The sequence below is a fragment of the Chryseobacterium gwangjuense genome (assembly GCF_021311115.1).
In the GTDB taxonomy this organism is placed as follows: Bacteria; Bacteroidota; Bacteroidia; order Flavobacteriales; family Weeksellaceae; genus Chryseobacterium; species Chryseobacterium gwangjuense.
The window spans coordinates 300,981-324,564 of sequence record NZ_JAJTNP010000001.1 but is presented as its reverse complement, the minus strand read 5'-3'; the positions used below and the strand labels follow the sequence as shown (position 1 = coordinate 324,564).

Below are 23,584 nucleotides of genomic sequence, written 5' to 3'. Positions count from 1 at the left end.
TTTCGTAAGTTTTACCAACTAGCGGAGTCGAAGCTTTCTTATTTTCTTTATAGAATGACAAATTCATAACAAAAAAGGCGTTGAAAATATTCAACACCTTTTTTTATTTCGGACTTAAAAGCTTTTAATTAAAGCATTTTAAGATTGTTAACTTCCTGATCTGTAAGAATTCTCCAGTGTCCTCTTTTGATATTCTTCTTCGTTAATCCTGCAAACATTACTCTGTCTAAAGCTTCCACTTCATATCCTAATCGTTGGAAGATTCTTCTGATAACACGGTTCCAACCGATGTGAATCTCAATACCCACTTCATTTTTCGGTTTTCCTTCAATGAAAGAAATCTGATCTACAACAGCAACTCCTTCATCCAGACGAATTCCTTCTACAATGAGTTTCATATCTTCATGCGTCAGTTTTTTATCCAACGTTACATGGTAAATCTTTTTCGCATCAAAAGACGGGTGAGTCAATTTCTTCGTCATGTGCCCGTCATTCGTTAAAAGAATAACCCCTGTTGTAGATCTGTCTAGTCTTCCAACAGGAAAAACACGATAAGGAGAAGCATTGGCTACCAAATCCATTACAGTTTTTCTCGCTTTATCATCTTTTGTAGTAGAAATATATCCTTTAGGTTTATTCAAAAGTACATAAACCGGTTTTTCAGGAGTGATATTTTGTCCGTCAAAAACTACTTTATCTATTTTCTGAACCTGATATCCCATTTCAGTTACCACTTTTCCGTTTACTTCAACTAAACCTTGAGTGATCAGTTCATCAGCTTCTCTTCTGCTGCAAATTCCTGAATTAGCAATATATTTATTAAGACGAATAGTATCTTTATGAATGTCTTTGTCAATTTTGTTCAGCCTTCTTTTTTGTACGAAAGATTTTGCACCGTCTTGGTTTCTGTCATCTGAACTTCCCGGTCTTCTTCCATATTTTAAGCTACCTCTTTCATACTTATCTCTTGTATCAAAGGTATTAGGTCTGCTTCCTCCTCTTTTAGGTGCAGATTTTCCAAAAGTTTTTCTCTCTTCACTCGAATTGGTAACAAAGTCTGTTTTTTCAGTTTTTCCAAACTTCTTATCCATTCTGTCTTGGTAACTTGTACCACCACTATTTCTGGAATCTGAATTTCTTTCTCCTGCTTTAGGAAAAGACTTTTTGAAAGGTTTTGAACCAGAAGAATTTCCTGATCTTGAAGCACGAGAATCATCAGAATTATTTCTTGTTGAACTTCTTGGTTTCTTTGGTCTTCCTGAATTATTGTCTCTGCTCATGCTAAATATTTGTGCAAAGATAGTAATTTAATAACGAGTTAAAAATTAAGAATCATAACTTTGCAATATTGTTTTACAATTAACCTTATAGAAATTCTGAAAATGATAACAATATTAAATGATAATTTTTCTCAATTAAACGAATTCTTACACGAAAAATCGTTTAGTAAAATTTTTATCCTGGTCGATGAAAATACTCATGAATATTGTCTTCCTATTCTTTTAGGAAATATGGAGACGGATTTGGGATTTGAAATTTTGGAGATAGAAGCCGGAGAAGAAATGAAAAATATTCAAACGGCGAACCAGCTTTGGGAAATTTTGACGGAAATGCAGGCGGACAGAAAAGCATTGGTAATCAATTTAGGAGGCGGTGTAATTACAGATATGGGAGGTTTTGTAGCTTCTACCTACAAAAGAGGGATTCAGTTTATCAATATTCCTACGACTCTTCTATCGATGTGTGATGCTTCTATAGGAGGAAAAACAGGAATTGACTTAATGCATTTTAAAAATATGGTGGGAACTTTCACTTTCCCTGAACAGATTTTTGTGTATCCAAAGTTTTTAGAAACTCTTCCTTTTAAAGAATTGAGAAGCGGTTTTGCAGAAATGCTGAAACATGGACTGATTGCAGATAAAAACCATTGGGAAAACCTTATCCGTATCAATAAATTGGATATTGAAAGTGTAATTCCTCATATCCAGACTTCAATGAATATCAAGCAGAATGTTGTAGATCAGGATTTTCATGAGAAAAATATTAGAAAAACATTAAACTTTGCTCATACGATAGGTCATGCTATTGAAAGCTTATGTCTTGAACAGGGAAATCCTATTCTTCATGGGGAAGCAGTAGCTGCCGGAACAATTTGTGAAGCACACCTCTCCTATCTTGAAGGATTACTGTCACAGGAAGACTCTCAAATTATTATAGAAAATGTTCAGAAGCATTATCCTTATTTAGATATTAGTGATTTTAAGGATGAAGATATTTTTGCCTTATTATTAAATGATAAGAAAAACGTAGACAGTAAAATCAATTTTTCTTTACTCTCAGGAATTGGTTCATGTACTTTTGATCATCAGTGCAGTCAAAATAACATAGCAGAATCGTTAAAATTCTATAGAAAATTGAATAATGCCTAGTTTTTTCGCATAAATTTTAAGCTGTTTTTAATGAAAAAATAAATTTAGAATTATTCTAAACATTATTTTGTTTTAATTTTTATTTTACTGAATATCAGTTTTATATAATTTTTAACCGTTGGGAATTCCGACGGTTTTTTATTGCTTTTTTTTTCGATTTTGATTTTGGCAAGCAATTTGAAAGATACTCCCCGTCTGATGAAAATTCAGGCAGTAGTAAAGTTTAAAATTATAAAGTAGTAAATATTAAAAAAATTAAAGTTATGAAAAAGTTAATTTTAGGATTAGCAGTTACGGCTAGCTCATTAGCATTTGCACAACAGGCAAAATCTTCATCTAGTCCGGTTTCATTTGGTGTAAAAGCCGGTATGAACGTTTCTTCACTTTCTAAAGATGAAGGATTAGATGATCAAAAATCAAAAATTGGTTTTAATGCAGGTGTTTTTGCTAATATTCCGGTTGCTAGTTCATTCAGCATTCAGCCAGAAGTTTTGTATAGCCAGTACGGAAGTAAAGCGGTATACAATAATGTAGTTGACGCTAACAACAGTGTTAAAAGATCGTATACAACAGATTTAGGATATATTACTGTACCGGTGATGTTCCAGTACAATTTCGTTCCGAACTTCTATTTAGAAGCAGGTCCTGAGTTTGGTTTTAACGTTACTGCAAAAGAAAAGTATGACCAAACAACGGTTATTGGAGGTAACACGACTACAACCAGCGGAACTGAAGATATCAACAAAGATAATATGAACACCTTCAATTTTGGTATCGGTATTGGAGCAGGATATTATTTCACAGATAATATTGGTCTTACAGCGAGATATGTTGCTGGTGTAACAGATGTTGCTAAAGACAGACCAAGTGGATCTGATGCGATTAGAAACAATGTTTTCCAGGTTGGATTGGCATTTAAATTCTAGATCTCAGATTTATTTCAAGAACAAATTTTAATTTCAATAAAAAATGTCAGGCTTAATTTTTAAGTCTGACATTTTTATAGGTGATAAGTGAAAATAAAAAACATTAAATAAGTTTTGTTTTTGATAAAATATAAGTGTTTTATTAAAGATAATAATTAAAATTAATAAATTTTGGCAAGAAATTTGATGATTAAAGTTTGAAAATATTTAAAAATAATAATTATGAAAAAATTAATCTTAGGAATTGCTATTGCAATCAGTTCTTTAACATTTGCTCAAGAAAAGGCAAAATCTTCATCTTCTCCAGTATCATTTGGTGTAAAAGCAGGTCTTAACGTAGCTTCTATTAATGATGATGCGAAAGCAAAAGCTGGACTTTATGCAGGTGTATTTGCCAATATTCCGGTAGCATCTTCTTTCAGTGTACAACCGGAAGTTTTGTATAACGGAATGGGAGCGAAAAGTAAGGATTTTTCAGATGTAAGATTAAACCTTGATTATATCTCTATTCCTGTAATGTTACAGTATAATGTTCTTCCTGAATTCTATTTGGAAGCTGGACCTCAATTTAGCTTTGCAATTAGTAGAAAAATGAAAGGAGACGGAGGTTCTGTAGATGTAGATCAATTTTACAAAGGATTTGACTTTGGTGTTGGAATAGGAGCAGGTTATTATATTGCGCAAGGATTTGGAGTTACTGCAAGATTTGTTGCCGGAGCTACTGATATTGTTGAAAACAATCCTTCTGATGCAATCAGAAACAGCGTATTCCAAGTAGGTATCGCTTATAAATTCTAAACAAATTAGTTTCAATAAAAAATGTCAGACTTAATTTTAAGTCTGACATTTTTTTATGTATCAAAGAATTAATTAAATAATTCCAATTCTTCTCCTTTTCCTACAGGATATTCCTCTGTGAAACATCCGAAGCAATGGTTAGCAGAACCTAAAATAACTTTTAGATTATCGATACTTAAGAATTCTAAAGAATCTACTCCTAAATAATTTCTAAGTTCTTCAGTCGTCATATTGGCAGAAATCAAATCATCTTTAGACGGCGTGTCGATTCCTAAATAACAAGGGGCGATAATTGGTGGAGAAACACTTCTGAAGTGGATTTCCTTCACGCCTGCATCTTTAAGGATTTTAACCAATCTTTTAGAAGTAGTTCCACGAACGATAGAATCGTCGATGATCACTACTCTTTTACCTTTGATTTCGGAAATAATCGGATTCAATTTTAAGTTCACTACCCTTTCTCTCATTTCCTGAGTCGGTACGATGAAACTTCTTCCGATATATCTGTTTTTAATCAAAACCGGACGGAAAGGAATTCCCGAAGCTTTAGAAAATCCAATAGCAGCCGGAACTCCTGAATCAGGAACTCCAATTACCAGATCAGCTTCTACAGGAGACTGTTCCCAGATTTTTTCACCAGATTTTTCTCTGATTTCGTAAACGTTGATATTTTCTAAAGAAGAGTCAGGTCTTGCAAAATAAATATACTCGAATGAGCAGATTCTTTGCTTAGCTTTTTCTTCATCCACCATGATTGAATGTAATTTTCCAGGCTCATTTTCATTGGTGTAAATGATTTCTCCCGGTAAAATATCACGAACATATTGTGCTCCAACTGCATCTAAAGCTACAGATTCTGAAGCAACCACGTAAGAATTTTCGTTAATTGCTCCTAAAACCAAAGGTCTGATTCCGTTGAAATCTCTGAATGCAAAGAATTTATTTCTCGTCATCCCTACAACTGAATAGGCTCCTTCAATTTTTTCCATCGTTGCTTTGATCGCTCCACGAAGACCTAAATCAAGATTTTTTTGAATTAATCTTAAGATAACCTCAGAATCTGAAGTTGCTCTGAAAACAACACCTTCAGCTTCCAATTCAGCTTTCAGTTCTTTTGCATTGGTAAGGTTACCGTTGTGTGCAATCGAAAGGATAATCTGGTCATATTCGTTTTTGGCGAAAAATGGCTGGAAATTATACTTTTTCTTATCTCCTGCAGTCGTATAACGAGTGTGTCCGATTGCAGAATTTCCCATAAAAGTTTCAGGATCTGCGATCTCTTTATAAACGTCTAAAACCAACCCTTCATCTTTCATATTGGTGATTTTTCCGTCTTTTAGAACAGAAATACCACAAGCTTCCTGACCTCTGTGCTGAAGTGCAAAAAGTCCGAATTGTGAAAGAGAAAACGTATCCAAATCGTTATCAGAATACATTCCGAAGATACCACACTCCTCGTTCGGAGCATCTAATCTCTCTTCTTCCTGCGTTCTGAAAAGATTTCTTCCGTAAGTTTGAGTTTCAAACTGTTTTAAATATTCACTTTTATGAATGTCTAAACTTTTCATTTCTATTTTTTCTAAATTATAATGATGGAAGCTGGGAACTCGAAGTCTGAAGTTTATAGCTAAACTTTCTATACCAATAAACTTCCAGCATCCAACTTCTGGCTTTTAGCCTAAATTATTTAGCAAGCACAGTTTTCAATCTGTTGTAGATCTCAACATATGCTTCAGTAACTTCTCCTAAGTCTCTTCTGAATCTGTCTTTATCCAACTTCTTCATCGTATCTTTATCCCAAAGTCTACAAGTATCAGGTGAAATTTCGTCTGCCAAGATAATCTCGCCATCAGAAGTTTTACCTAATTCAATTTTGAAATCAACTAAGATGATATTCATTTTGTCGAACAAATCGATCAGAATTTCGTTGATGTCTGAAGTCAATTCATACATTTCATCAAGCTCTTCGTAAGTAGCAGCACCTAAGAAAACAGCATGGTGATCGTTGATAAGCGGATCTCCCAACTCATCTTTTTTGTAGCAGATATCGAAGATGGTAACCGGAGATTTAATTCCTTCTTCCACTCCTAATCTTTGAGCCATACTTCCTGCAGAATAGTTTCTTACCACCATTTCCAAAGGAATGATAGATACTTTTCTTACCAATTGCTCTCTTTCGTTCAATTGTTTAATGAAATGAGTCTTAATCCCTTTTTCATTTAAATATTCAAAAATCAAAGTGGTGATGGCGTTGTTCATTTCACCTTTCAAATCAACAGATCCTCTTTTTTGAGCGTTAAATGCTGTAGCGTCGTCTTTAAAACGTACTACTACTTGATCAGGATTATCGGTAGCAAATACTTGTTTTGCTTTACCTTCGTACAACATTTCTTTCTTTTCCATTTCTTACTAGATTTATTTTATATTATTTAATTAAAATTCCTGTTAAAACTGCCGTTCCAAAGCTCAGAAGTGTACCGATGAGTACATATTCTGTTAATTTTCTTTGTTTGGCTTGTGCTAAGTCGCTGAATCTGAAAACAGATTTTGCAGCCACCATAAAACCTACGCCTTCCCAGTGATTCACCATGATAAAAGTGAAAACCAGTAAACGTTCTAAAATTCCAATATACTTTCCTGCACTGGATAAAGATTCGGTTTGTATATGGTTTGCTGTCTCCGGAACGGGCGTCCATGAAGACAATACTATTTTAATGAAAATTGAAGCAGGTGTCGTTAAAAACAAGGCTGCCATCAATATTTTTAAGAAGTCCTGATTTTTTAAAAATTCAAAATTGAATTCATTAAAACAAAAAGAGACTCCTGCAATAACTACAATATGTAAAGCCTGATCGATAAAAAACCAGTTCTTTTTATTTTTTATGGTCTGAAAACTCAGTTTCGCAGCATCAATAATAAAGTGTGAAACTCCTATCAACACAGCTACCCACCAAAGTTCCAGATTCCAAAGAAAAACAAAGCTTAATACAGTGTGAATCAGAATGTGAAGGTACAAATATTTGCTCTTTAGTTTCTTATTTTCCTTCTCTGCAACCCAAGAATTTGGCTGAAGAACAAAATCTCCAAGTAAATGCGCCAATATGAGTTGAATAAAAATCATCTTACAGTTCTGAAATTTTCTTTCTAAAATATTGATTAGTTTCTACGATAAGCTCGTAGTTTGCACGTTTCAGTCGCTGACTTATTGAGGACTGTGAGATGTTAAATCTTTTTGCTAAATCTTCCTGTGTAATATCTTGATTCATAATCATTTCATGAATGATTTCTGAAGTCGCCATCGTCCAGTTGTCAAAATCTTTTGAGGACCATTTAAGAAGAATATTTAAGTCTTTATTTACCGAATCGTTAGACGTTTTGATGGCAACCGTATGACCGTCATTTTTTAAATCATTTAATAATCTTCCGGAATGCACATAAGCTGTTCCGTTGGATTCGGTAATCTTTTCAGACGAAAAGTTTTCTTCACCAATTCCAATGGCAATTCTTACATCTAAATTTTCCTGACTTTTTATAAGTGATTTTATGGCTAAGAAACGCCAGAAAACGTCATCAATATTACATTTGAACTGAAACTCATCTCCCCTGTAGATTTCCCATGTGTGAGGAGCGCTTCCCCAATTCTCGAGAAGATTTTTAAGCTTGGTGATCCAAACTTCTGTTTCCGCTTGTTGTGAATTTATAATATCTCCGGTAATGACCGCTATCATTTTGCAAATATAAGCATAATTACTTATAAATAAAAAATATAAGCAGAAACACTTATAGATATTGATTATTAGTGAATCTGCTTATATCAATGATGTTTTAAAGTACTGATTTCAGGAGCTTTTTTAAATTATTTTTTAATAAACGGATAGATTTTCTCATCAAGTTTTAACAAATAAGAACCTGTAGATAGATGCTGAACAGAAATATTCTTTTTGTTTTTGAATGGAGTTTTTTCTGTAGAAATCACTTTTCCGGAGAAATCTAAAATTTGTGCAGACTGTATCTCTTCGACTTTTCCGCTTACGAAAATGTTTTCATTGGCAGGATTTGGGTAAATTTTTAATCCTTCTTCATAGGAAGTGATAAGGTCCGAAGTTGATAATGATCCTAAGTTTAAACAATAATTGCTTGCATAAGAATCCCATTCTGAAATAGCAAAGTTTGCCGTTGGTTGGGTTACCGTTGCTTTTCTGTATAAAGAAACGTTTCCATTAGAATTCGTTACTCCTTTGGTTCCGATAACATCTACGGGAATATTTTCGTTATAGGCTAATTCTACATATTGACTTCCTGTATAAGTCATAGGTGTAGATGCAGTTACGAATTTCGCCTGTGCATTGGTGTAACAGCTGAGATTTGCATTAGGGTTAAGAATGACAAAGTTCTCGTTGTTGGCAATCGTTCCTTCCAGCTCAAAAGTATCTGAAAAATAATAGGATGTTCCACTGTAAAACTGGATATTGAGACGATAATCGTTCAGATTGACTTCATGTCCTGTTTTATTGGTGATTTCAAGAGCTTTGTTGTCTGAAGTGCCTTCCAGATATTTGGTGATGATTAAATCTTTAGCATAAGAATCTGATGAAAGTGTAGTTGCAGAAGCGATATTACTGTTTACGGATTCCAGATAACCCTTATCATAAGATTTTACGGTAAACGTATAAGATGTGGATGGTGAAAGATGATCTAATGCTATTGAAGTGTTTTTTGTAGTAGCAACCGGTGTTGCAGAACCATTCATATATATCTTATATCCTAAAATATCGGTATCTGTACTTGGAGTCCAGCTCAGATTGACAAAATAAGCATTTTGTGAAGTTGTAGTTAAAGCTGTAGGTGGATTCGGAGCAATGGCATCCGGAGTATCAGACCAAATTGCATTTACCCAAGCCGGGTTATCAATAAAAGGGTTTCTGTTTTTCTGGATATTATAAACCGCATTATTTCTATCGATTTCCCTTTGTGAAACAGGATCTTGCTGGTTCCATTGAAGAAGCATAGCGATATAGGAAGGTTCAAAAACCCTTTCTTCTGTTCCGTCAAGTTGAGATTCATCATTTGCAGGAGTTGTTCCCGCCATATAATTAAAAGAATTCAATTTGCCTTCATATCGTACTGCAAAATAAAGTAAAGATCTTGCAACATCTCCTTTGAATTCATTGATAGGTTCATATACTCTTCCGGTGTAAGCCGCTCCGGGAATTGCACAGTTTCCTATTTTGGAACCGTTTGTGAAAGTGTAATAAATTGTGGAACCTACCATTCCGTACGGATAGTTGCTTCTTAGCTGATTAATTCTGGCATCGGCAGGAATTACATAGAATAAATCGGAATACATAGGATAATCGCTAATACTTCCTGTACTGAATGTGCTTTGCGGAATCATATGTTCTCTGTTCCAGCCTAATCCTTCTGTAGAAGCACTGCCGATTAATTGAGCTGAAGTGTATTCATAAGCATCCGGTCCGGTTGGAATCTCAGAATAAATATCTAATAATAATGTAGTGTTGCTGCTTCCGTGATCATAGTATTTATCCAGGTCGGTTTGGTTATAATAGTTTTGCAGATCTCCGTAATGCCAATTGATGGCATGACTAGAAATAATATCGTGAAGCTTAGATTTTAATGCATAGCCACTTAAACCGGTTGTACCATTATAGTATCCTGCAGGAGCTTGTGCTGCAAAATATGATGAAATTAAAAATATAGGTAGTAGAAGTTTTTTCATGCTTTAGTATTGGAAGGCTAAATTAGTAAATTATTAAACTTGTTTTCTAGAAAATTTTATTAAGAAATCATTAAATATTAGAATTTAAAAGGTTGAGGGATAAATATTTGTTGTCCAAATAGTATGGGGAAAATAATTTTTGGGGTGTTCCGTCAATTTATTTATCTTTGGGAACTAACTATTATCTATATGAATACAGAGACTATTGACAACATTAAAATGATAGCAGAAACAGCAAGAGAGTTTGCTGAGAAAAATATCAGACCTAATATTATGGAGTGGGACGAAAGCCAGACTTTTCCTAAAGATTTATTTCATCAGTTAGGTGAGATGGGCTTTATGGGGATTGTTGTTCCTGAGCAGTACGGTGGTTCTGGTCTTGGTTATCATGAGTATGTTGCAATTCTTGATGAGATTTCTCAGGTAGATCCTTCTATCGGTCTTTCAGTTGCTGCTCACAATTCACTTTGTACCAATCACATCTATGAGTTTGGAAATGAAGAGCAAAGAAACAAATGGCTTCCTCAATTAGCTTCAGGTAAAGTAATCGGAGCTTGGGGATTAACAGAGCATAACACAGGTTCAGATTCAGGAGGAATGTCTACAACAGCTGTAAAAGATGGAGATGACTGGATCATTAACGGGGCTAAAAACTTTATTACGCATGCTATTTCCGGAGACATTGCCGTTGTAATGACAAGAACAGGAGAAATTGGTGCTAAAAATAATTCAACAGCATTTGTTTTGGAAAAAGGAATGCCTGGTTTTACTTCTGGTAAAAAAGAAAATAAACTAGGGATGAGAGCTTCAGAAACTGCAGAACTTATTTTTGATAGCGTTCGTGTTCCGGATTCTCACCGTTTAGGAGAAGTTGGAGAAGGGTTCAAGCAAGCGATGAAAATTCTTGATGGAGGAAGAATCTCTATTGCTGCATTAAGTTTAGGAACAGCAAGAGGAGCTTATAAATCAGCTTTAAAATATGCTAAAGAAAGACATCAATTCGGAAGATCAATTTCAGAATTCCAGGCGATCAACTTTATGTTAGCAGATATGGCAACTGAAATCGATGCTGCTGAATTATTGATTCAAAGAGCTGCAACTTTAAAGAACGCTAAACAAAAAATGACAAAAGAAGGAGCTATGGCAAAACTATATGCTTCTGAAGCTTGTGTAAGAATTTCTAACAATGCCGTTCAGATTTTCGGAGGATATGGATATACGAAAGACTTCCCTGCTGAGAAATTCTACAGAGATTCTAAACTTTGCACGATTGGAGAAGGTACTTCTGAAATCCAAAGATTAGTGATCGGTAGAGATATCACAAAATAATTTTTAAATACATACAAATGATTAAACAGGCACTATTAGGCGAATTTTTGCATGAAGCAGAAAGCACCAGAAAATTGTTGAAAGCAATTCCGGACAGCGCTTTAGACTGGAAACCCTCTGAAATTAACTGGACAACAGGTCAGTTGGCTTCCCATGTTGCTGAAGTTTATAATTGGTTTGAATCTACCTTTAATCAGGATGTTTTCGATATGGGAACATACCAGTATGATAAAGGAGATATTTCCAAGGCAGAAAATATTGTGGCTAAGTTTGAAGAAAATGTTGCTAAAGCTCAAAAAGTTTTAGAAAACTCAGACGAAAACACTTATTTTAATGAATGGAAAATGGAAATGGATGGAAATGTACTCTTCCCTCCTATGCCAAAAATTCAGGTGATTCGTTCGTTTTTGTACAATCATTTGTATCATCATAGAGGCGAGTTGGTTGTTTATTTAAGATCTACAGGAAATAAAGTTCCGGGATTATACGGTCCAACTGCCGACGATAAATTTTAGAAATTTAGAATTATATCATTAATAACTGAATAGCATGCGCATTTTGCGCGTGCTATTTTCTTTTTTTGAGAATATAGAATTTTAAGTATTTTCAATGTATTGCATAATATTTTAAAGTGATAGTCTAAAATTTTCTTAAAAAAATTTGTTTTTCGTAATATAATTTTTATTAGCTTTGATATTCCACAAACAAAATAAAGATTATATGAGAAAACAACTATCGATGATCGGAATGCTTCTGATCACAGGCATTTCTTTCGCTCAGACCGGCCGTCTTTGGTCTGAAAGTTCAAGAAAAACAACTTCAGAAATTTTTGAAAACAAATCCTTCGTTACTTCTCCTAAGATTTTCAGTCTGGATATGAACGGATTGAAAAGCGTTCTTGCAAAAGCCCCCAAAAGATTAGCTGCAGGAGAAAAATCAGAGGTTATTGTTTCTTTCCCGAATTCTGAAGGAAAAATGGAAAACTTTAAAATCAGAGAAAATTCCAATTTTACTCCTGAACTGGCTGCGAAATATCCCGATATTAAATCTTATGTAGGGACAGGTTTAGAAGATCCCAATTCTACGGTTTATTTCAGTATTTCCCCTCTAGGTTTATCTTCAATGGAAATTTACGGTGATAAATCTGCCGTTTTCATTGAGCCTTACACAAAAGATCTTTCCACTTATGTAGTGTACAAAAAATCTGACAAGAAAGATGATTTAAGTAAATTTGAATGTAGTGTAATTGATGTTGCACAAAAAGGAGCAGCTAATGCAACAAGTCTTGTGGCAAGGCCCAACGCAGATGATGCTCAGTTAAGAACATTCAGATTAGCATTATCTTGTACTGGTGAGTATACGACTTACTTCGGAGGAACAAAAGCCAATGCTTTGGCAGCAATGAACAATACGATGACTCGTGTAAACGGAGTTTTTGAAAAAGATTTTGCGGCTAGAATGGTTTTAATTGCTAATAATGATGCTGTAATTTATACCAACGCTTCTACAGATCCGTATTCTGCAGCTTCCGGAATGAGTAGCTGGAATTCTCAGCTTCAAAGTACGTTAACATCGGTAATCGGAGAAGCCAACTATGATATCGGTCACTTATTCGGTGCTTCAGGAGGTGGCGGAAATGCAGGTTGTATCGGTTGTGTCTGTACAAACGGTTCAAAAGGAAGTGGCTACACTTCGCCTGCAGATGCAATTCCATCCGGTGACAATTTTGATATTGATTATGTAGCACACGAAATGGGGCATCAGTTTGGAGGAAACCATACCTTCTCAATGAATAATGAAGGAACAGGAGTGAATATGGAACCTGGTTCCGGATCAACGATTATGGGGTATGCAGGGATTACAAGTCAGGATATTCAACCGCATTCAGATGCTTTCTTCCACGCAGTGAGTATTCAGCAGATTACCAATAATATTAAAGCGAAGACCTGCTCTGTAAATACGGCTACAGGAAATTCAATTCCAACAGCTAATGCAGGGTTGGACTATACAATACCAAAAGGAACTCCATTTATGTTAACCGGAGCCGGTACAGATGCGAACGGAGATTCTCTAACCTACATTTGGGAGCAGATGGATAATGCTTCTTCTTCTCAAACGGCTGCAAGTTCGGCTGCAAGTGCAACAAAAGCTTCCGGACCAACTTTCAGATCTTGGACTCCTCAAACCACTCCAACGAGATATTTTCCAAGAATGGCTTCTGTGTTAACGGGCGCAACAACAACAGCAGGTTCAGAAATTGCAGTTGAAGCATTGTCTAATGTGGCAAGAACGTATAACTTCAGATTTACGGTTCGTGATAACAGAGCCGGAGGTTCCGGAAATAATTCTGATGATGCAGTAATTACGGTAAATGCGACAGCAGGACCTTTCAGTGTGAGTTCTCAAAATTCTGCAACTACGTATTCGGGAGGAACTTCTCAAACGATAACCTGGAATGTAGCAGGAACTACTGCTAACAATGTAAATGCAGCAAATGTAGATATTCTTTGGTCTACAGACAGCGGAAACACATGGGCTACTCTATTGGCAGGAACTCCAAACGATGGAACCGAAGCGGTAACAATTCCGAATGTTTCTACTACTACCGGAAGAATTATGGTAAAAGGTTCAAATCATATTTTCTTTGATGTAAATAACGCAAATATTACTGTGAATGCAGGTTCGGGATCTTCAGATACTGTGGCTCCTACAGCACCTACATTAGCAGCTTCAGGCACTACTTCTACAAGCACAAATCTTTCTTGGTCAGGAGCAACAGATAACGTAGCAGTTACAGGTTACGATGTTTATCAAGGAGCTTCATTGATCGGTTCCACAGCATCTACTTCTTATACTGTAACAAGCTTAACTCCTTCTACAACTTACAGTTTCACAGTAAAAGCTAAAGATGCGGCAGGAAATGTTTCCGTTTCAAGCAATACGGTAAGTGTAACAACTCTTGCGGGAACTTCAGTAAGTTATTGTACAGCAACGGCAACGAATACAGCTGATGAAAGAATTGGAAATGTAAGTTTCGGAACAATTAATAACACTTCTACAGGAACTGCTGGTTATGAGGACTTCACCTCTGTTTCTACTAATGTGACAAGAGGAAGTGCTTACACGATCTCAGTAACTCCTACATGGTCTTCTACAAAATACAGTGAAGCTTATGCAGTGTATATTGATTACAATAAAGATGGAGACTTTGCAGACAGCGGAGAGTTGGCTTGGTCTAAAGCAGGTTCTACGACTACACCGGTTACAGGATCAATTACTATTCCGGCTACAGCAACTTTAGGAACTACAAGAATGAGAGTAATGATGAAATACAGCTCTGTTCCTACATCTTCTTGTGGATCTTACACGTACGGACAGGTTGAAGATTATACCTTAAATATCCTTTCATCAGGAAGAGGAGATCTGATTGATACTAAAGACTTGATTACTGATGTTAAGTTGTATCCAAATCCGGCAAGAGATATTTTAAATGTTTCAAATTCGACTTCAGAAGACTATAAGATCTTCGATATGGGTGGAAAACTAATTAAATCAGGAAAACTTGAAAGAGGCTCTGTTAATGTAAGTAATCTTATTAAAGGTGCTTATATGATCCAGATTGGAGAGACTTCTAAGAGATTTATTAAAAACTAATACCGAATATTAAATTATGTAAGGCTGTCTGTGAAAACAGGCAGCTTTTTTATTGTTAAAAATCAAATTAACATATTCAAAATCAATTCAGATGTGAATGTGAAATTTTCTTTTATAAATTATTATTAATGCAGGAATGATAATTTTATCAAAAAAAGCCACTATTAAATGGATTTTTTATTTAATTTTAGAATTCGGAATTCATTCCTATTGTACCGCCTACCCGACTTGCACTTGAAGAGGTTTTCTAAAACTTATATTCTTAGAAAAACCGGGTAATACCATTCATTACTTTTTTGATCTTAAATAAAAGTAATGATCATGTAAAACTTCCAGTAAAATAATAGTAAAAATCATTGAGATGAGATCTTGTTGTGTCACAAGGTAAACTATTATGCGGTCTACTCTATCCTACATAATTTAAACTTTTTATATGAAACATTTATTTAAGTATTTATTCTTTTTAGCAATTACTTCTTTTTCAATTGCGTGTAGTTCAGACAATGAGTCGGAAACTGATGTACCACCTGTTAAAACTGTATTCTACAAAAATGCTAACGATTTTGCTTTAACCTATGATACGGGCGGAACTGTAGATCAGGCATCAAGAGATCATATATTTGAACTCTACAAAAAAGGACAGTGGGGAGCGTTGGAGGTTATTTTCAAAGGCAGTAAACTGAATGGAGGATGGCCACCAGCAAACGGAGGCTATAATATTGTAGATGATGTACCTTTACAAGCCGGACAGAAATTCGACAGATACAGCGGAGCGATTGGTAATTATAACGGGACAGGGGTTCCTACTCTGGGAGGAAGTTTTACAAGCCCGATAATCAACGGATATACATATACTTTCTCGCAAAGAGCCTTAAATCAGCCTGAAAATGCTTATGATTTCTATTATGAGATCGATGTTGTAAATAATATATTACCTTTCAAATCCCAAACAGCAGATGTAATTCCTTGGTTTGGTCAAGTTGGAGGAGGAAAACAGACGATGTGGAAAATTCCGATCGATATTACAACAGGATATCAGAAAACTTGGAATAAATTAGCACAAGAAGGATATGTAAAAATTACCATCAAAAAAAGCCCAAGCGGAAAATATAATAACCTGGTAGGTACGGTAATCCAGTAATAAACAAACTCAAATGCATTCAATATCAAAAAAAATAATTCTCGATAAAAAAGCGCTTGTTGCGAAAAATTATTTTAGTAATGATGAGATTATTCCGTCAGCAATTGTAAAATTCACCTGTAATAAATGTAACCATGTCAATACAGTTGAAATAACACCTTATGAATCGGGGTTTCCAATCTTTCAGATTTATAATGAGGATAAGGTATTGACGAAAACAGATCTTTTAAATAATAATATGGTTGCGAAAACATCACCAGGAAGAATTCATTTTGGAGAATTAACGGTGAATGAGTTGCCTACTTTATATTTTGGAACCTATTGTGGATCCTGTCAGTCTAAATACATAGGAGTTTTTAGTTATGGCGAAAAGCAACCGGGATTAACAATTTTAGAGATTTCAGGTATTTGGGAATATGAAGAATTAAAATAATTGATTTTTTGAATTATCCGATAATCAAAGTAAAACCACAGTTTTTGAAGCTGTGGTTTTTTAATAAAAAGATTCGGTAATTCATCAAGAAGCGCTAGACATTTTCAAAATCGTTTTCTATATTTGCTTTAAATAAAAAATATTCATGGATAAAATTGATAGTCTGAACCAAGTAGCAGAATTCCACACCACTTTCAAAGCCCCTATTTTAGATACTCCACAAATTCCTTCAGCGGAAAGATGCAACCTTAGAGTTGAGCTTTTACAGGAAGAATTGAACGAATTAAAACAAGCGATTGCGGATAATGATATTGTAGAAATTGCTGATGCATTATGTGATTTGCAATATGTTTTGAGTGGAGCCGTATTAGAATTCGGACTTGGCAACAAATTTGTAGAGCTATTCAACGAAGTTCAGCGTTCCAATATGTCGAAAGCTTGTGATAATGAAGAACAGGCACAGGAAACCGTTGAGTTTTATAAAGCAAAAGACGTAGAATCATTTTATGAAAAATCAGGTGAGAAATTCAATGTTTACAGACAGGCCGATCATAAAGTTCTGAAAAATAAATATTATTCTCCGGCTGATCTGAAGACAATTATCGAAAAATAATATGAAAAAACTGATTACAAATATTGCCGTGATCTCATGTTTGGCTCTTACAGCCCAACAGTTCAGTGCTCAAAAAGTGGTAGTAAACCGCGAAGTTGAAACAACTAATGACGGCAAAATGCTTTTAGGACACCAATTAAAAGATCAGTTCCTGAAAGCTCCGTATGCAGACTGGTATGTAAAAGAACATGATGAGTATGCAATGGATCAAAAAGCCATCAATGATCTTAAAAAAGATAAAATAAACTCCTATAATATCATTGTTTTTATGGGAACGTGGTGCGAAGACAGCCACAGAGATTTTCCGAGACTGATGAAAATATTGGAGGAAGTGAAATATCCGGATAATAAACTAACGATCATTGCAGTAAATCGTAAAAAAGAATCTCCAACCGGAGACGAAGGTCGTTATAATATTCAGAAAGTTCCGACTATTATTGTAGAGAAATATGGTAAAGAAATCGGAAGAATCATCGAAATGCCTACTACAGGTTATATTGAAAGAGATTTAGTGAATATTCTGAAGAAAGACGACCAATCTGTCATCAATGAAATTATAAAATAACAGATTTGAAAAATATCAGATTCATAATACCGTTCTTAGCAGGAGCTTTGTTAATGGTAGTGCTTTTCTTTGGATTGAAATCTTGTTTACATCTTGGAGGAAAAACTGAACAATCAGATTATTACATTCTGACGAACCAGATTTCTAAAATGAATAAAATGGTGGTGATTGAGCAGAATTTTTCTACAATGCAGAAGACGAAAATGGGCTATGAATTTTTCGGAAAAGAAGTTTCCAGCAACAGCATTATTACATATACTAAAACTAATGCGCAGGTTTCTTATGATCTTAATAAAATGAAAATTAAGGTCGATTCCATTAATAAAAAGCTTATTATCACAGACCTTCCGGAAGCAAATATCAGGATAACACCCAGTGTGGAAATCCAATCATTAGACGATTCTTTTTTCAACAGGATTTCTGAAAAAGACATTAAAAATGTGACTCAGAAAGCAAAAGAAACAGCAATGAAATCTGTTGATCAGAATAAGTTGAGAACAGAAGGACATAAACAGCTGATGGAAAATCTGAACAATATTTTCGTTTTGGCAAAGGCTTTGAATTATAGTATAGAAGACCAGACCGGTAAGCTGGGTATTTTAGGACTATAAAATTCAAAAGTTATGGACTCAAAAGGAGATAAAAAAGGAAAAGAATCTGCCAACAGCGCAGAAACAAAGAAACAAAATCAGGATTTTCCCGATATTCCTGCTTCGTCGAAGAAAACGAATCCACCTGATATTGATAAAGAAGATGTTCAGAAATCTTCAAAAAACAAATCAGGAAAAACAGATAATACAAAAGAATAATCTTAAAATAAAAAGGTTCTGTCTTAAGAAGGCAGAATCTTTTTTTATATATCTAAATCTTTTAAAGAAGTCCGAAAATCCAAATAGTATAGAAAACCTTTATTATATAGAGATATTCACAGCTAAGTAAGCTATAAAGTGGGAATTCTTAATGTGAAAGTAAAAGATAAAAAGAAGAATCAGAGATAATTAACTCATTTATAATTAAAACAATAAAAAATTATTGATTACTAAAAACGATTTTTGTTAAATTTTCATATTAAATCTTATCTATAAGTCGCATAGATGTCGTTTTTTTATTAAAAATTCCGTATTTTTGCATCTTAAAATTTCTTAGTAAACAATGATAAAAATTACACTTCCAGACAATAGCGTCAGAGAATTCGAGGCGGGAGTAACTCCGCTAGATGTGGCAAAATCTATAAGCGAGGGATTGGCTAGAAATACCATTTCCGCAGTTGTAAATGACAAACAAGTAGAGACGACCACACCTATAACCACGGATTCTACGGTACAATTGTTGACCTGGAATGATGATCTTGGTAAGAAAGCTTTCTGGCATTCTTCAGCCCACCTTTTGGCGCAGGCTATCCTTGAGTTTTATCCTAATGCTAAGTTGACAATTGGTCCAGCAATTGAAAAAGGATTCTATTATGATGTAGATTTCGGTGACGAAAGTTTATCTGATAAAGACTTCGAGAAAATTGAGAAAAAAGTATTGGAAAATGCTAAAAAAGGTTCAACGTTCTCTTTGTACCCTGTTTCTAAAGAAGAAGCTTTAAAAGTGTATGCAGACAATCCTTATAAAGTGGAATTGATTTCTAATCTTAATGATGGAGAAATCACTTTTGTTACACACGATGATTTCACAGATCTTTGTCGTGGAGGACACATTCCGAACACAAGTATTGTGAAGGCAATGAAAATTTTAAATGCAGCCGGAGCATATTGGAGAGGAAATGAAAATAATCCTCAATTGACGAGAGTGTATGGTATTTCTTTCCCAAAACAGAAAGATTTAACTGAATATCTTGAGCTTTTAGAAGAAGCTAAAAAGAGAGACCACAGAAAATTAGGTAAAGAATTAGGAATTTTTGCTTTTTCTGAAAAAGTTGGTCAAGGATTACCTTTATGGTTACCAAAAGGAGCGGCTTTAAGAAAAAAATTAGAAAATTTCCTTTCTGAGGCTCAGAAAAAAGCAGGTTACGAGTTTGTAATTTCTCCGCACATCGGAGCAAAGGAATTGTATGTAACTTCTGGACATTGGGATAAATATGGAGCAGACAGCTTCCAGCCTATTAAAACTCCGAATGAAGGAGAAGAATTTATGCTGAAGCCAATGAACTGTCCGCATCACTGTGAGATTTACAAAACTTCACAATGGAGCTACAGAGATTTACCTAAAAGATATGCAGAATTTGGTACCGTATACAGATATGAGCAAAGTGGTGAGCTTCACGGCTTAACGAGAGTTCGTGGGTTTACTCAGGATGATGCGCATTTATTCTGTACTCCTGATCAGTTGATGGATGAGTTTAAGAAAACGATTGATTTGGTTCTTTATGTTTTTGGTTCACTAGGTTTTGCTGATTTTACAGCACAAATTTCATTAAGAGATCCGAATAACAAAGAAAAATATATCGGAACTGATGAAAATTGGGAGAAAGCTGAAAATGCAATTGTAACTGCTGCCACTGAAAAAGGTTTAAAAACAGTCACTGAATACGGCGAAGCTGCGTTCTATGGTCCTAAACTAGATTTCATGGTGAAAGATGCTTTAGGAAGAAAATGGCAGTTAGGAACCATTCAGGTGGATTATAACCTACCGGAAAGATTCGATCTTTGGTATACAGGAAATGATGGTGAAAAGCACAGACCGGTAATGATTCACAGAGCGCCATTTGGTTCTATGGAAAGATTTATTGCGATTTTGATTGAAAATACAGCGGGAGATTTCCCATTGTGGCTAGCTCCGGATCAATTCATCATTTTACCAATCAGTGAGAAATATGTAGATTATGCTAAAAAAGTTTCTCAATTACTGGAAAATCACGATATTAGCGGACTAATTGATGACAGAAACGAGAAAACGGGTAAAAAGATTCGTGATGCAGAATTGAATAAGATTCCATTCATGATTGTAGTGGGAGAAAATGAAGAAAATGATGGCACAATTTCTGTAAGAAGACGTGGCGAAGGTGATTTAGGAGTTATGAAAATTGAAGATTTCGTTACTTATTTTAAAGAAGCATCAAAAACAGGATTTGAGTTTAATGCTTAAATCTAAAAAATATCATTCTGAATAAATTTAAAAACTAATTTTTGTTCAGAATGATCCATAAAAATAGAAAGTTAACCAATAAAATTATAATACAATAGCACAAAGATTTAACAACAGGGGCCCACAAAGACGTCCGGTACAAGAGGACGCACACTTGATCAACGATAAAATTCGTGTGAGAGAGCTTCGTTTAGTGGGAGATAACGTAGAGCCGGGAATTTATCCAATTGACAAAGCAAGACAAATTGCTGCGGAACAGGAATTGGACTTAGTAGTAATTTCCGATAAGGCAGAACCGTTTATTGCGAGAGTATTAGAATATAAAAAATTCTTATACGAGCAAAAGAAAAAGCAAAAGGAGCTAAAAGCTAAGCAAGTAAAAGTAGTTGTGAAAGAGATCCGTTTCGGTCCTCAGACTGATGATCACGATTACGAATTCAAGAAAAAGCATGCTGAAAAATTCCTTGAAGAAGGTTCAAAACTGAAAACCTACGTATTTTTTAAAGGACGTTCGATTATCTTTAAAGATCAGGGAGAAATCTTGCTTTTAAAACTGGCTCAGGAATTGGAGCACGTTGGAAAAGTAGACCAGCTTCCTAAACTTGAAGGAAAGAGAATGATTATGATGATGAGTCCTAAAAAACCAGCAAAATAATTAAGTCATTATTTTAATATAAAAAAACCTCAAAGTAATTTGAGGTTTTTTTATATCACAGTTTTCTCTGAAAGCTGTATGAAACATAGAAAAATAGTTGATCCGGATCAATCGTCAAAGTTGATGAAGCTAACCTATGCAATATATTTTATGCAAAGATTTTAGTATTTGATGTTATTGCAAGCTTACTTACGAATAAAATGATTCTATATTAATTATTGTGTTTTTAAAAAGTAAATCATTTTAAATAACTAAAAACTCTTTCTCAATTTTTAGGACTGCTCTACTCCCGTCCGGATCACTAATTTTATTAATCTTTTATAATATTACCCCTCAAAATTACCACAGTCGTGTTCTTTGAAAAGGGACAAGGCGTGTTGGGTTGTAAAATATCTGGAAAGTCTTTTATTATGTAAATCAAGTTTTTTACCTTCAACAACCAGCTCGTAAACAGGTGCTTGATCTATTTGTGTTAAAATATAGGTTGTTTCTGATGTTTTCAAAATTGTTTTGTTTCCTTCATTAACAACTGAGAAATCATTCATTTCAAAAGCATCATCTTCATCACAGATATTGGTCCAGATCATTTTACCCTTTGTTATCGATAAGCTTGCTAAATCGCATGAATAACAGTTTCCTGAGAACTCTATCCCGTATTTTTCATACACATTTGTGCTTTTGCTATTCAATATATCAATGGGAACTAACGCAGAAAAATCATTGGGTATTTCTGATTCTGATTTATTTTTCTTTTCAGATTCAAGTGTCGGAACTGTGTCTACTTTTGCCTTTGTAGAATCTGTTTTGACTACTTTTTTTTCTGTAGCAGGTGAACAGGAAGCAAGCAAAGCTATTACAACCGACCAGTTGATTATTATATTTTTCATCTGTAAAATAATTTACAATACGTTAATTTATCCTTTGCAAAAATGTCTAAAATAGACCATTCAGTATATCCCTGTTTTCAGCCATTTATTCCCCATGTTAATCAGTTTTGTTGGGAATACATATACCTTTGGCTGAAAAAAAATACAAAAATGAAAAGCCTATCTCATTTCTTTATAACATCTATGCTTGTTTTTGTGGGATGTAATCCAAAGAATAAAGCACCGGAAACCAGCAAAGAAGAGTTGACCGTTATTCAGAAAACCATTACTTTTTCCGATTTTAAAAAGATAAAAGGGGTAGATAATGTGCAGGATGTCCCCTTTCAATTATTTACCAAGTTAGATTCAGTACGGTTTTTTGTGGCTCCAAACAAAGATGCAGCTCATCTGAAAATGGCTTATCATCAAATTGATAAGTATTATGGATTTGAAGAGTTTGATGACTTCTACTCTATTCATTATAGTATTGAAAATAATATTTCAAACAGCATTGAAGCTTTTGTTTTGAAATCGGAATTCACGGCGGCATTTGATTTAACTTTAAAAGGTGTGAATCTTTATGAGATCAGAGGCAGTACTTTTAAAAAGTCTGATGATTTTGATAACAAATCTTTCAAGAAATATGGTACGATTGTAGAAGTTTCTGAACAGGAATTTAAAATGGCTTCTAAAAACCGGATCGATGAAGTTTTAGTGAAAAATCCACATGTAAAATTAAAACATGACCAATGGGTATATACTGAAAACACAAAAGAAACCGTGATTATGCCTGATGAAAATGAATCTACAGAAGACGGAGGATCGTCCAGTGAATATATTGGAGGATTTTCTAATCTGAATTTAGAGATCTTCAAAGAAACTTCGATAGATACTCCGAACTCTTATTATTCTTTTTATCATGTAAAACCTTTAGCGAATGTTGAAATATTTGCAGGAGGCTACCCGCAAATTCTTCCGACTAAGAAATGGATTTCTTACATCGCTTCAAACAATGATACAGGTAGTGATTTTGTAATCATCAGATATTTAGAACAAAATTATAATCAGGAGAACCTTTTATATATGAATTTTACCAATTTTAAGATCGCCAATGAAACAAAATCTTTTTGGGCAGATCATGAAATATTTTATGCAGAAGTTTATCCTACAACTTCGGCTCCATCAGTTGGTAAGAAGCAAAAGTCAGCTTTCATAAAAATTCAGTTGAAGGGCAATCTGTTTTAACCTGGATTTGGGAGATGTAGGTTTAAAGAAGGAAATTATTGAGGTTTGAAAAACTTCCAGCTTTAAACATAAAAACCCCTGAAATCAGCCAGTGTTTATAGAG

22 protein-coding genes are annotated in these 23,584 nt (G+C 34.5%); 15 read left to right on the top strand and 7 right to left on the bottom strand.

What is annotated here, in order from left to right:
• Positions 1 to 128 precede the first annotated feature (128 nt).
• Positions 129 to 1,280 (bottom strand): pseudouridine synthase, encoded by a 1,152-nt coding sequence (locus LV842_RS01460; RefSeq protein ID WP_233109685.1) that lies wholly within the window; start codon positions 1,278 to 1,280, stop codon positions 129 to 131.
• A gap of 102 nt (positions 1,281 to 1,382) precedes the next feature.
• Between LV842_RS01460 and aroB the strand changes: the two genes are divergently transcribed.
• From aroB to LV842_RS01445, 3 genes are all read left to right on the top strand, one after another.
• Positions 1,383 to 2,429, top strand: coding sequence for a 3-dehydroquinate synthase (gene aroB, locus LV842_RS01455; protein ID WP_233109684.1), 1,047 nt, complete (start codon positions 1,383 to 1,385; stop codon positions 2,427 to 2,429).
• 263 nt (positions 2,430 to 2,692) lie between these two features.
• Positions 2,693 to 3,355 carry a porin family protein gene (locus tag LV842_RS01450; protein WP_233109683.1) on the top strand — a complete coding sequence of 221 codons (663 nt, stop codon included), beginning with the start codon at positions 2,693 to 2,695 and terminating at the stop codon, positions 3,353 to 3,355.
• Between the two features lie 222 nt (positions 3,356 to 3,577).
• Positions 3,578 to 4,153 carry a porin family protein gene (locus tag LV842_RS01445; protein ID WP_233109682.1) on the top strand — a complete coding sequence of 192 codons (576 nt, stop codon included), beginning with the start codon at positions 3,578 to 3,580 and terminating at the stop codon, positions 4,151 to 4,153.
• Between the two features lie 68 nt (positions 4,154 to 4,221).
• Here the strand turns inward: LV842_RS01445 and purF are convergent, their stop codons facing one another.
• From purF to LV842_RS01420, 5 genes are all read right to left on the bottom strand, one after another.
• A complete protein-coding gene (gene purF / locus LV842_RS01440) occupies positions 4,222 to 5,721 on the bottom strand; it encodes an amidophosphoribosyltransferase (protein WP_233109681.1) in 1,500 nt (499 codons plus the stop codon).
• Between the two features lie 115 nt (positions 5,722 to 5,836).
• The gene (gene purC, locus LV842_RS01435) at positions 5,837 to 6,556 is read right to left on the bottom strand and encodes a phosphoribosylaminoimidazolesuccinocarboxamide synthase (protein WP_233109680.1); all 720 of its coding nucleotides are present in this window, start codon (positions 6,554 to 6,556) and stop codon (positions 5,837 to 5,839) included.
• A gap of 22 nt (positions 6,557 to 6,578) precedes the next feature.
• Positions 6,579 to 7,274 (bottom strand): DUF3307 domain-containing protein, encoded by a 696-nt coding sequence (locus tag LV842_RS01430; protein WP_233109679.1) that lies wholly within the window; start codon positions 7,272 to 7,274, stop codon positions 6,579 to 6,581.
• Position 7,275: 1 nt separating this feature from the next.
• Entirely contained in the window at positions 7,276 to 7,881 is a 606-nt protein-coding gene (locus LV842_RS01425) for a SatD family protein (protein WP_233109678.1), read from the bottom strand.
• A 128-nt stretch (positions 7,882 to 8,009) separates the two neighbouring features.
• Positions 8,010 to 9,890: an endonuclease gene (locus tag LV842_RS01420; RefSeq protein ID WP_233109677.1), complete on the bottom strand. Its 1,881-nt coding sequence runs from the start codon at positions 9,888 to 9,890 to the stop codon at positions 8,010 to 8,012.
• Positions 9,891 to 10,079: 189 nt separating this feature from the next.
• Between LV842_RS01420 and LV842_RS01415 the strand changes: the two genes are divergently transcribed.
• From LV842_RS01415 to infC, 11 genes are all read left to right on the top strand, one after another.
• Positions 10,080 to 11,219, top strand: a complete 1,140-nt coding sequence (locus tag LV842_RS01415; RefSeq protein WP_233109676.1) for an acyl-CoA dehydrogenase family protein — start codon at positions 10,080 to 10,082, stop codon at positions 11,217 to 11,219.
• Positions 11,220 to 11,236: 17 nt separating this feature from the next.
• On the top strand, positions 11,237 to 11,734 hold the full coding sequence (locus LV842_RS01410) for a DinB family protein (RefSeq protein WP_233109675.1): 498 nt from the start codon (positions 11,237 to 11,239) through the stop codon (positions 11,732 to 11,734).
• A gap of 205 nt (positions 11,735 to 11,939) precedes the next feature.
• On the top strand, positions 11,940 to 14,873 hold the full coding sequence (locus LV842_RS01405; RefSeq protein WP_233109674.1) for a reprolysin-like metallopeptidase: 2,934 nt from the start codon (positions 11,940 to 11,942) through the stop codon (positions 14,871 to 14,873).
• Between the two features lie 433 nt (positions 14,874 to 15,306).
• Complete coding sequence (locus tag LV842_RS01400) at positions 15,307 to 16,014, top strand: glycohydrolase toxin TNT-related protein (RefSeq protein ID WP_233109673.1); 708 nt, start codon at positions 15,307 to 15,309, stop codon at positions 16,012 to 16,014.
• A 13-nt stretch (positions 16,015 to 16,027) separates the two neighbouring features.
• Positions 16,028 to 16,447: a hypothetical protein gene (locus LV842_RS01395; RefSeq protein WP_233109672.1), complete on the top strand. Its 420-nt coding sequence runs from the start codon at positions 16,028 to 16,030 to the stop codon at positions 16,445 to 16,447.
• A gap of 145 nt (positions 16,448 to 16,592) precedes the next feature.
• Positions 16,593 to 17,060 (top strand): nucleoside triphosphate pyrophosphohydrolase family protein, encoded by a 468-nt coding sequence (locus LV842_RS01390; protein ID WP_233109671.1) that lies wholly within the window; start codon positions 16,593 to 16,595, stop codon positions 17,058 to 17,060.
• Between the two features lies 1 nt (position 17,061).
• Positions 17,062 to 17,625: a TlpA family protein disulfide reductase gene (locus LV842_RS01385; protein ID WP_233109670.1), complete on the top strand. Its 564-nt coding sequence runs from the start codon at positions 17,062 to 17,064 to the stop codon at positions 17,623 to 17,625.
• Between the two features lie 5 nt (positions 17,626 to 17,630).
• A complete protein-coding gene (locus tag LV842_RS01380) occupies positions 17,631 to 18,236 on the top strand; it encodes a DUF4230 domain-containing protein (RefSeq protein ID WP_233109669.1) in 606 nt (201 codons plus the stop codon).
• 12 nt (positions 18,237 to 18,248) lie between these two features.
• Positions 18,249 to 18,434 (top strand): hypothetical protein, encoded by a 186-nt coding sequence (locus LV842_RS01375; protein ID WP_233109668.1) that lies wholly within the window; start codon positions 18,249 to 18,251, stop codon positions 18,432 to 18,434.
• A 343-nt stretch (positions 18,435 to 18,777) separates the two neighbouring features.
• The gene (gene thrS, locus LV842_RS01370; protein WP_233109667.1) at positions 18,778 to 20,715 is read left to right on the top strand and encodes a threonine--tRNA ligase; all 1,938 of its coding nucleotides are present in this window, start codon (positions 18,778 to 18,780) and stop codon (positions 20,713 to 20,715) included.
• Between the two features lie 154 nt (positions 20,716 to 20,869).
• Positions 20,870 to 21,370, top strand: coding sequence for a translation initiation factor IF-3 (infC, locus tag LV842_RS01365; RefSeq protein ID WP_027372223.1), 501 nt, complete (start codon positions 20,870 to 20,872; stop codon positions 21,368 to 21,370).
• Between the two features lie 326 nt (positions 21,371 to 21,696).
• Here infC and LV842_RS01360 read toward each other — a convergent pair whose 3' ends face one another.
• Complete coding sequence (locus LV842_RS01360) at positions 21,697 to 22,257, bottom strand: hypothetical protein (protein ID WP_233109666.1); 561 nt, start codon at positions 22,255 to 22,257, stop codon at positions 21,697 to 21,699.
• A gap of 150 nt (positions 22,258 to 22,407) precedes the next feature.
• Between LV842_RS01360 and LV842_RS01355 the strand changes: the two genes are divergently transcribed.
• Positions 22,408 to 23,481, top strand: a complete 1,074-nt coding sequence (locus LV842_RS01355) for a resolvase (protein ID WP_233109665.1) — start codon at positions 22,408 to 22,410, stop codon at positions 23,479 to 23,481.
• The last annotated feature ends 103 nt before the right edge of the window (positions 23,482 to 23,584 follow it).

Coding starts and splice junctions, on each gene's coding strand:
- LV842_RS01405 (WP_233109674.1), top strand. CDS start 11,940: ATGAGAAAACAACTATCGATGATCGGAATGCTTCTGATCACAGGCATT.
- LV842_RS01420 (WP_233109677.1), bottom strand. CDS start 9,890: ATGAAAAAACTTCTACTACCTATATTTTTAATTTCATCATATTTTGCA.
- LV842_RS01445 (WP_233109682.1), top strand. CDS start 3,578: ATGAAAAAATTAATCTTAGGAATTGCTATTGCAATCAGTTCTTTAACA.
- LV842_RS01415 (WP_233109676.1), top strand. CDS start 10,080: ATGAATACAGAGACTATTGACAACATTAAAATGATAGCAGAAACAGCA.
- LV842_RS01425 (WP_233109678.1), bottom strand. CDS start 7,881: ATGATAGCGGTCATTACCGGAGATATTATAAATTCACAACAAGCGGAA.
- LV842_RS01385 (WP_233109670.1), top strand. CDS start 17,062: ATGAAAAAACTGATTACAAATATTGCCGTGATCTCATGTTTGGCTCTT.
- LV842_RS01410 (WP_233109675.1), top strand. CDS start 11,237: ATGATTAAACAGGCACTATTAGGCGAATTTTTGCATGAAGCAGAAAGC.
- LV842_RS01460 (WP_233109685.1), bottom strand. CDS start 1,280: ATGAGCAGAGACAATAATTCAGGAAGACCAAAGAAACCAAGAAGTTCA.
- LV842_RS01355 (WP_233109665.1), top strand. CDS start 22,408: ATGAAAAGCCTATCTCATTTCTTTATAACATCTATGCTTGTTTTTGTG.
- LV842_RS01390 (WP_233109671.1), top strand. CDS start 16,593: ATGGATAAAATTGATAGTCTGAACCAAGTAGCAGAATTCCACACCACT.
- LV842_RS01430 (WP_233109679.1), bottom strand. CDS start 7,274: ATGATTTTTATTCAACTCATATTGGCGCATTTACTTGGAGATTTTGTT.
- aroB (WP_233109684.1), top strand. CDS start 1,383: ATGATAACAATATTAAATGATAATTTTTCTCAATTAAACGAATTCTTA.
- purC (WP_233109680.1), bottom strand. CDS start 6,556: ATGGAAAAGAAAGAAATGTTGTACGAAGGTAAAGCAAAACAAGTATTT.
- purF (WP_233109681.1), bottom strand. CDS start 5,721: ATGAAAAGTTTAGACATTCATAAAAGTGAATATTTAAAACAGTTTGAA.
- thrS (WP_233109667.1), top strand. CDS start 18,778: ATGATAAAAATTACACTTCCAGACAATAGCGTCAGAGAATTCGAGGCG.
- LV842_RS01375 (WP_233109668.1), top strand. CDS start 18,249: ATGGACTCAAAAGGAGATAAAAAAGGAAAAGAATCTGCCAACAGCGCA.
- LV842_RS01395 (WP_233109672.1), top strand. CDS start 16,028: ATGCATTCAATATCAAAAAAAATAATTCTCGATAAAAAAGCGCTTGTT.
- LV842_RS01360 (WP_233109666.1), bottom strand. CDS start 22,257: ATGAAAAATATAATAATCAACTGGTCGGTTGTAATAGCTTTGCTTGCT.
- LV842_RS01400 (WP_233109673.1), top strand. CDS start 15,307: ATGAAACATTTATTTAAGTATTTATTCTTTTTAGCAATTACTTCTTTT.
- LV842_RS01450 (WP_233109683.1), top strand. CDS start 2,693: ATGAAAAAGTTAATTTTAGGATTAGCAGTTACGGCTAGCTCATTAGCA.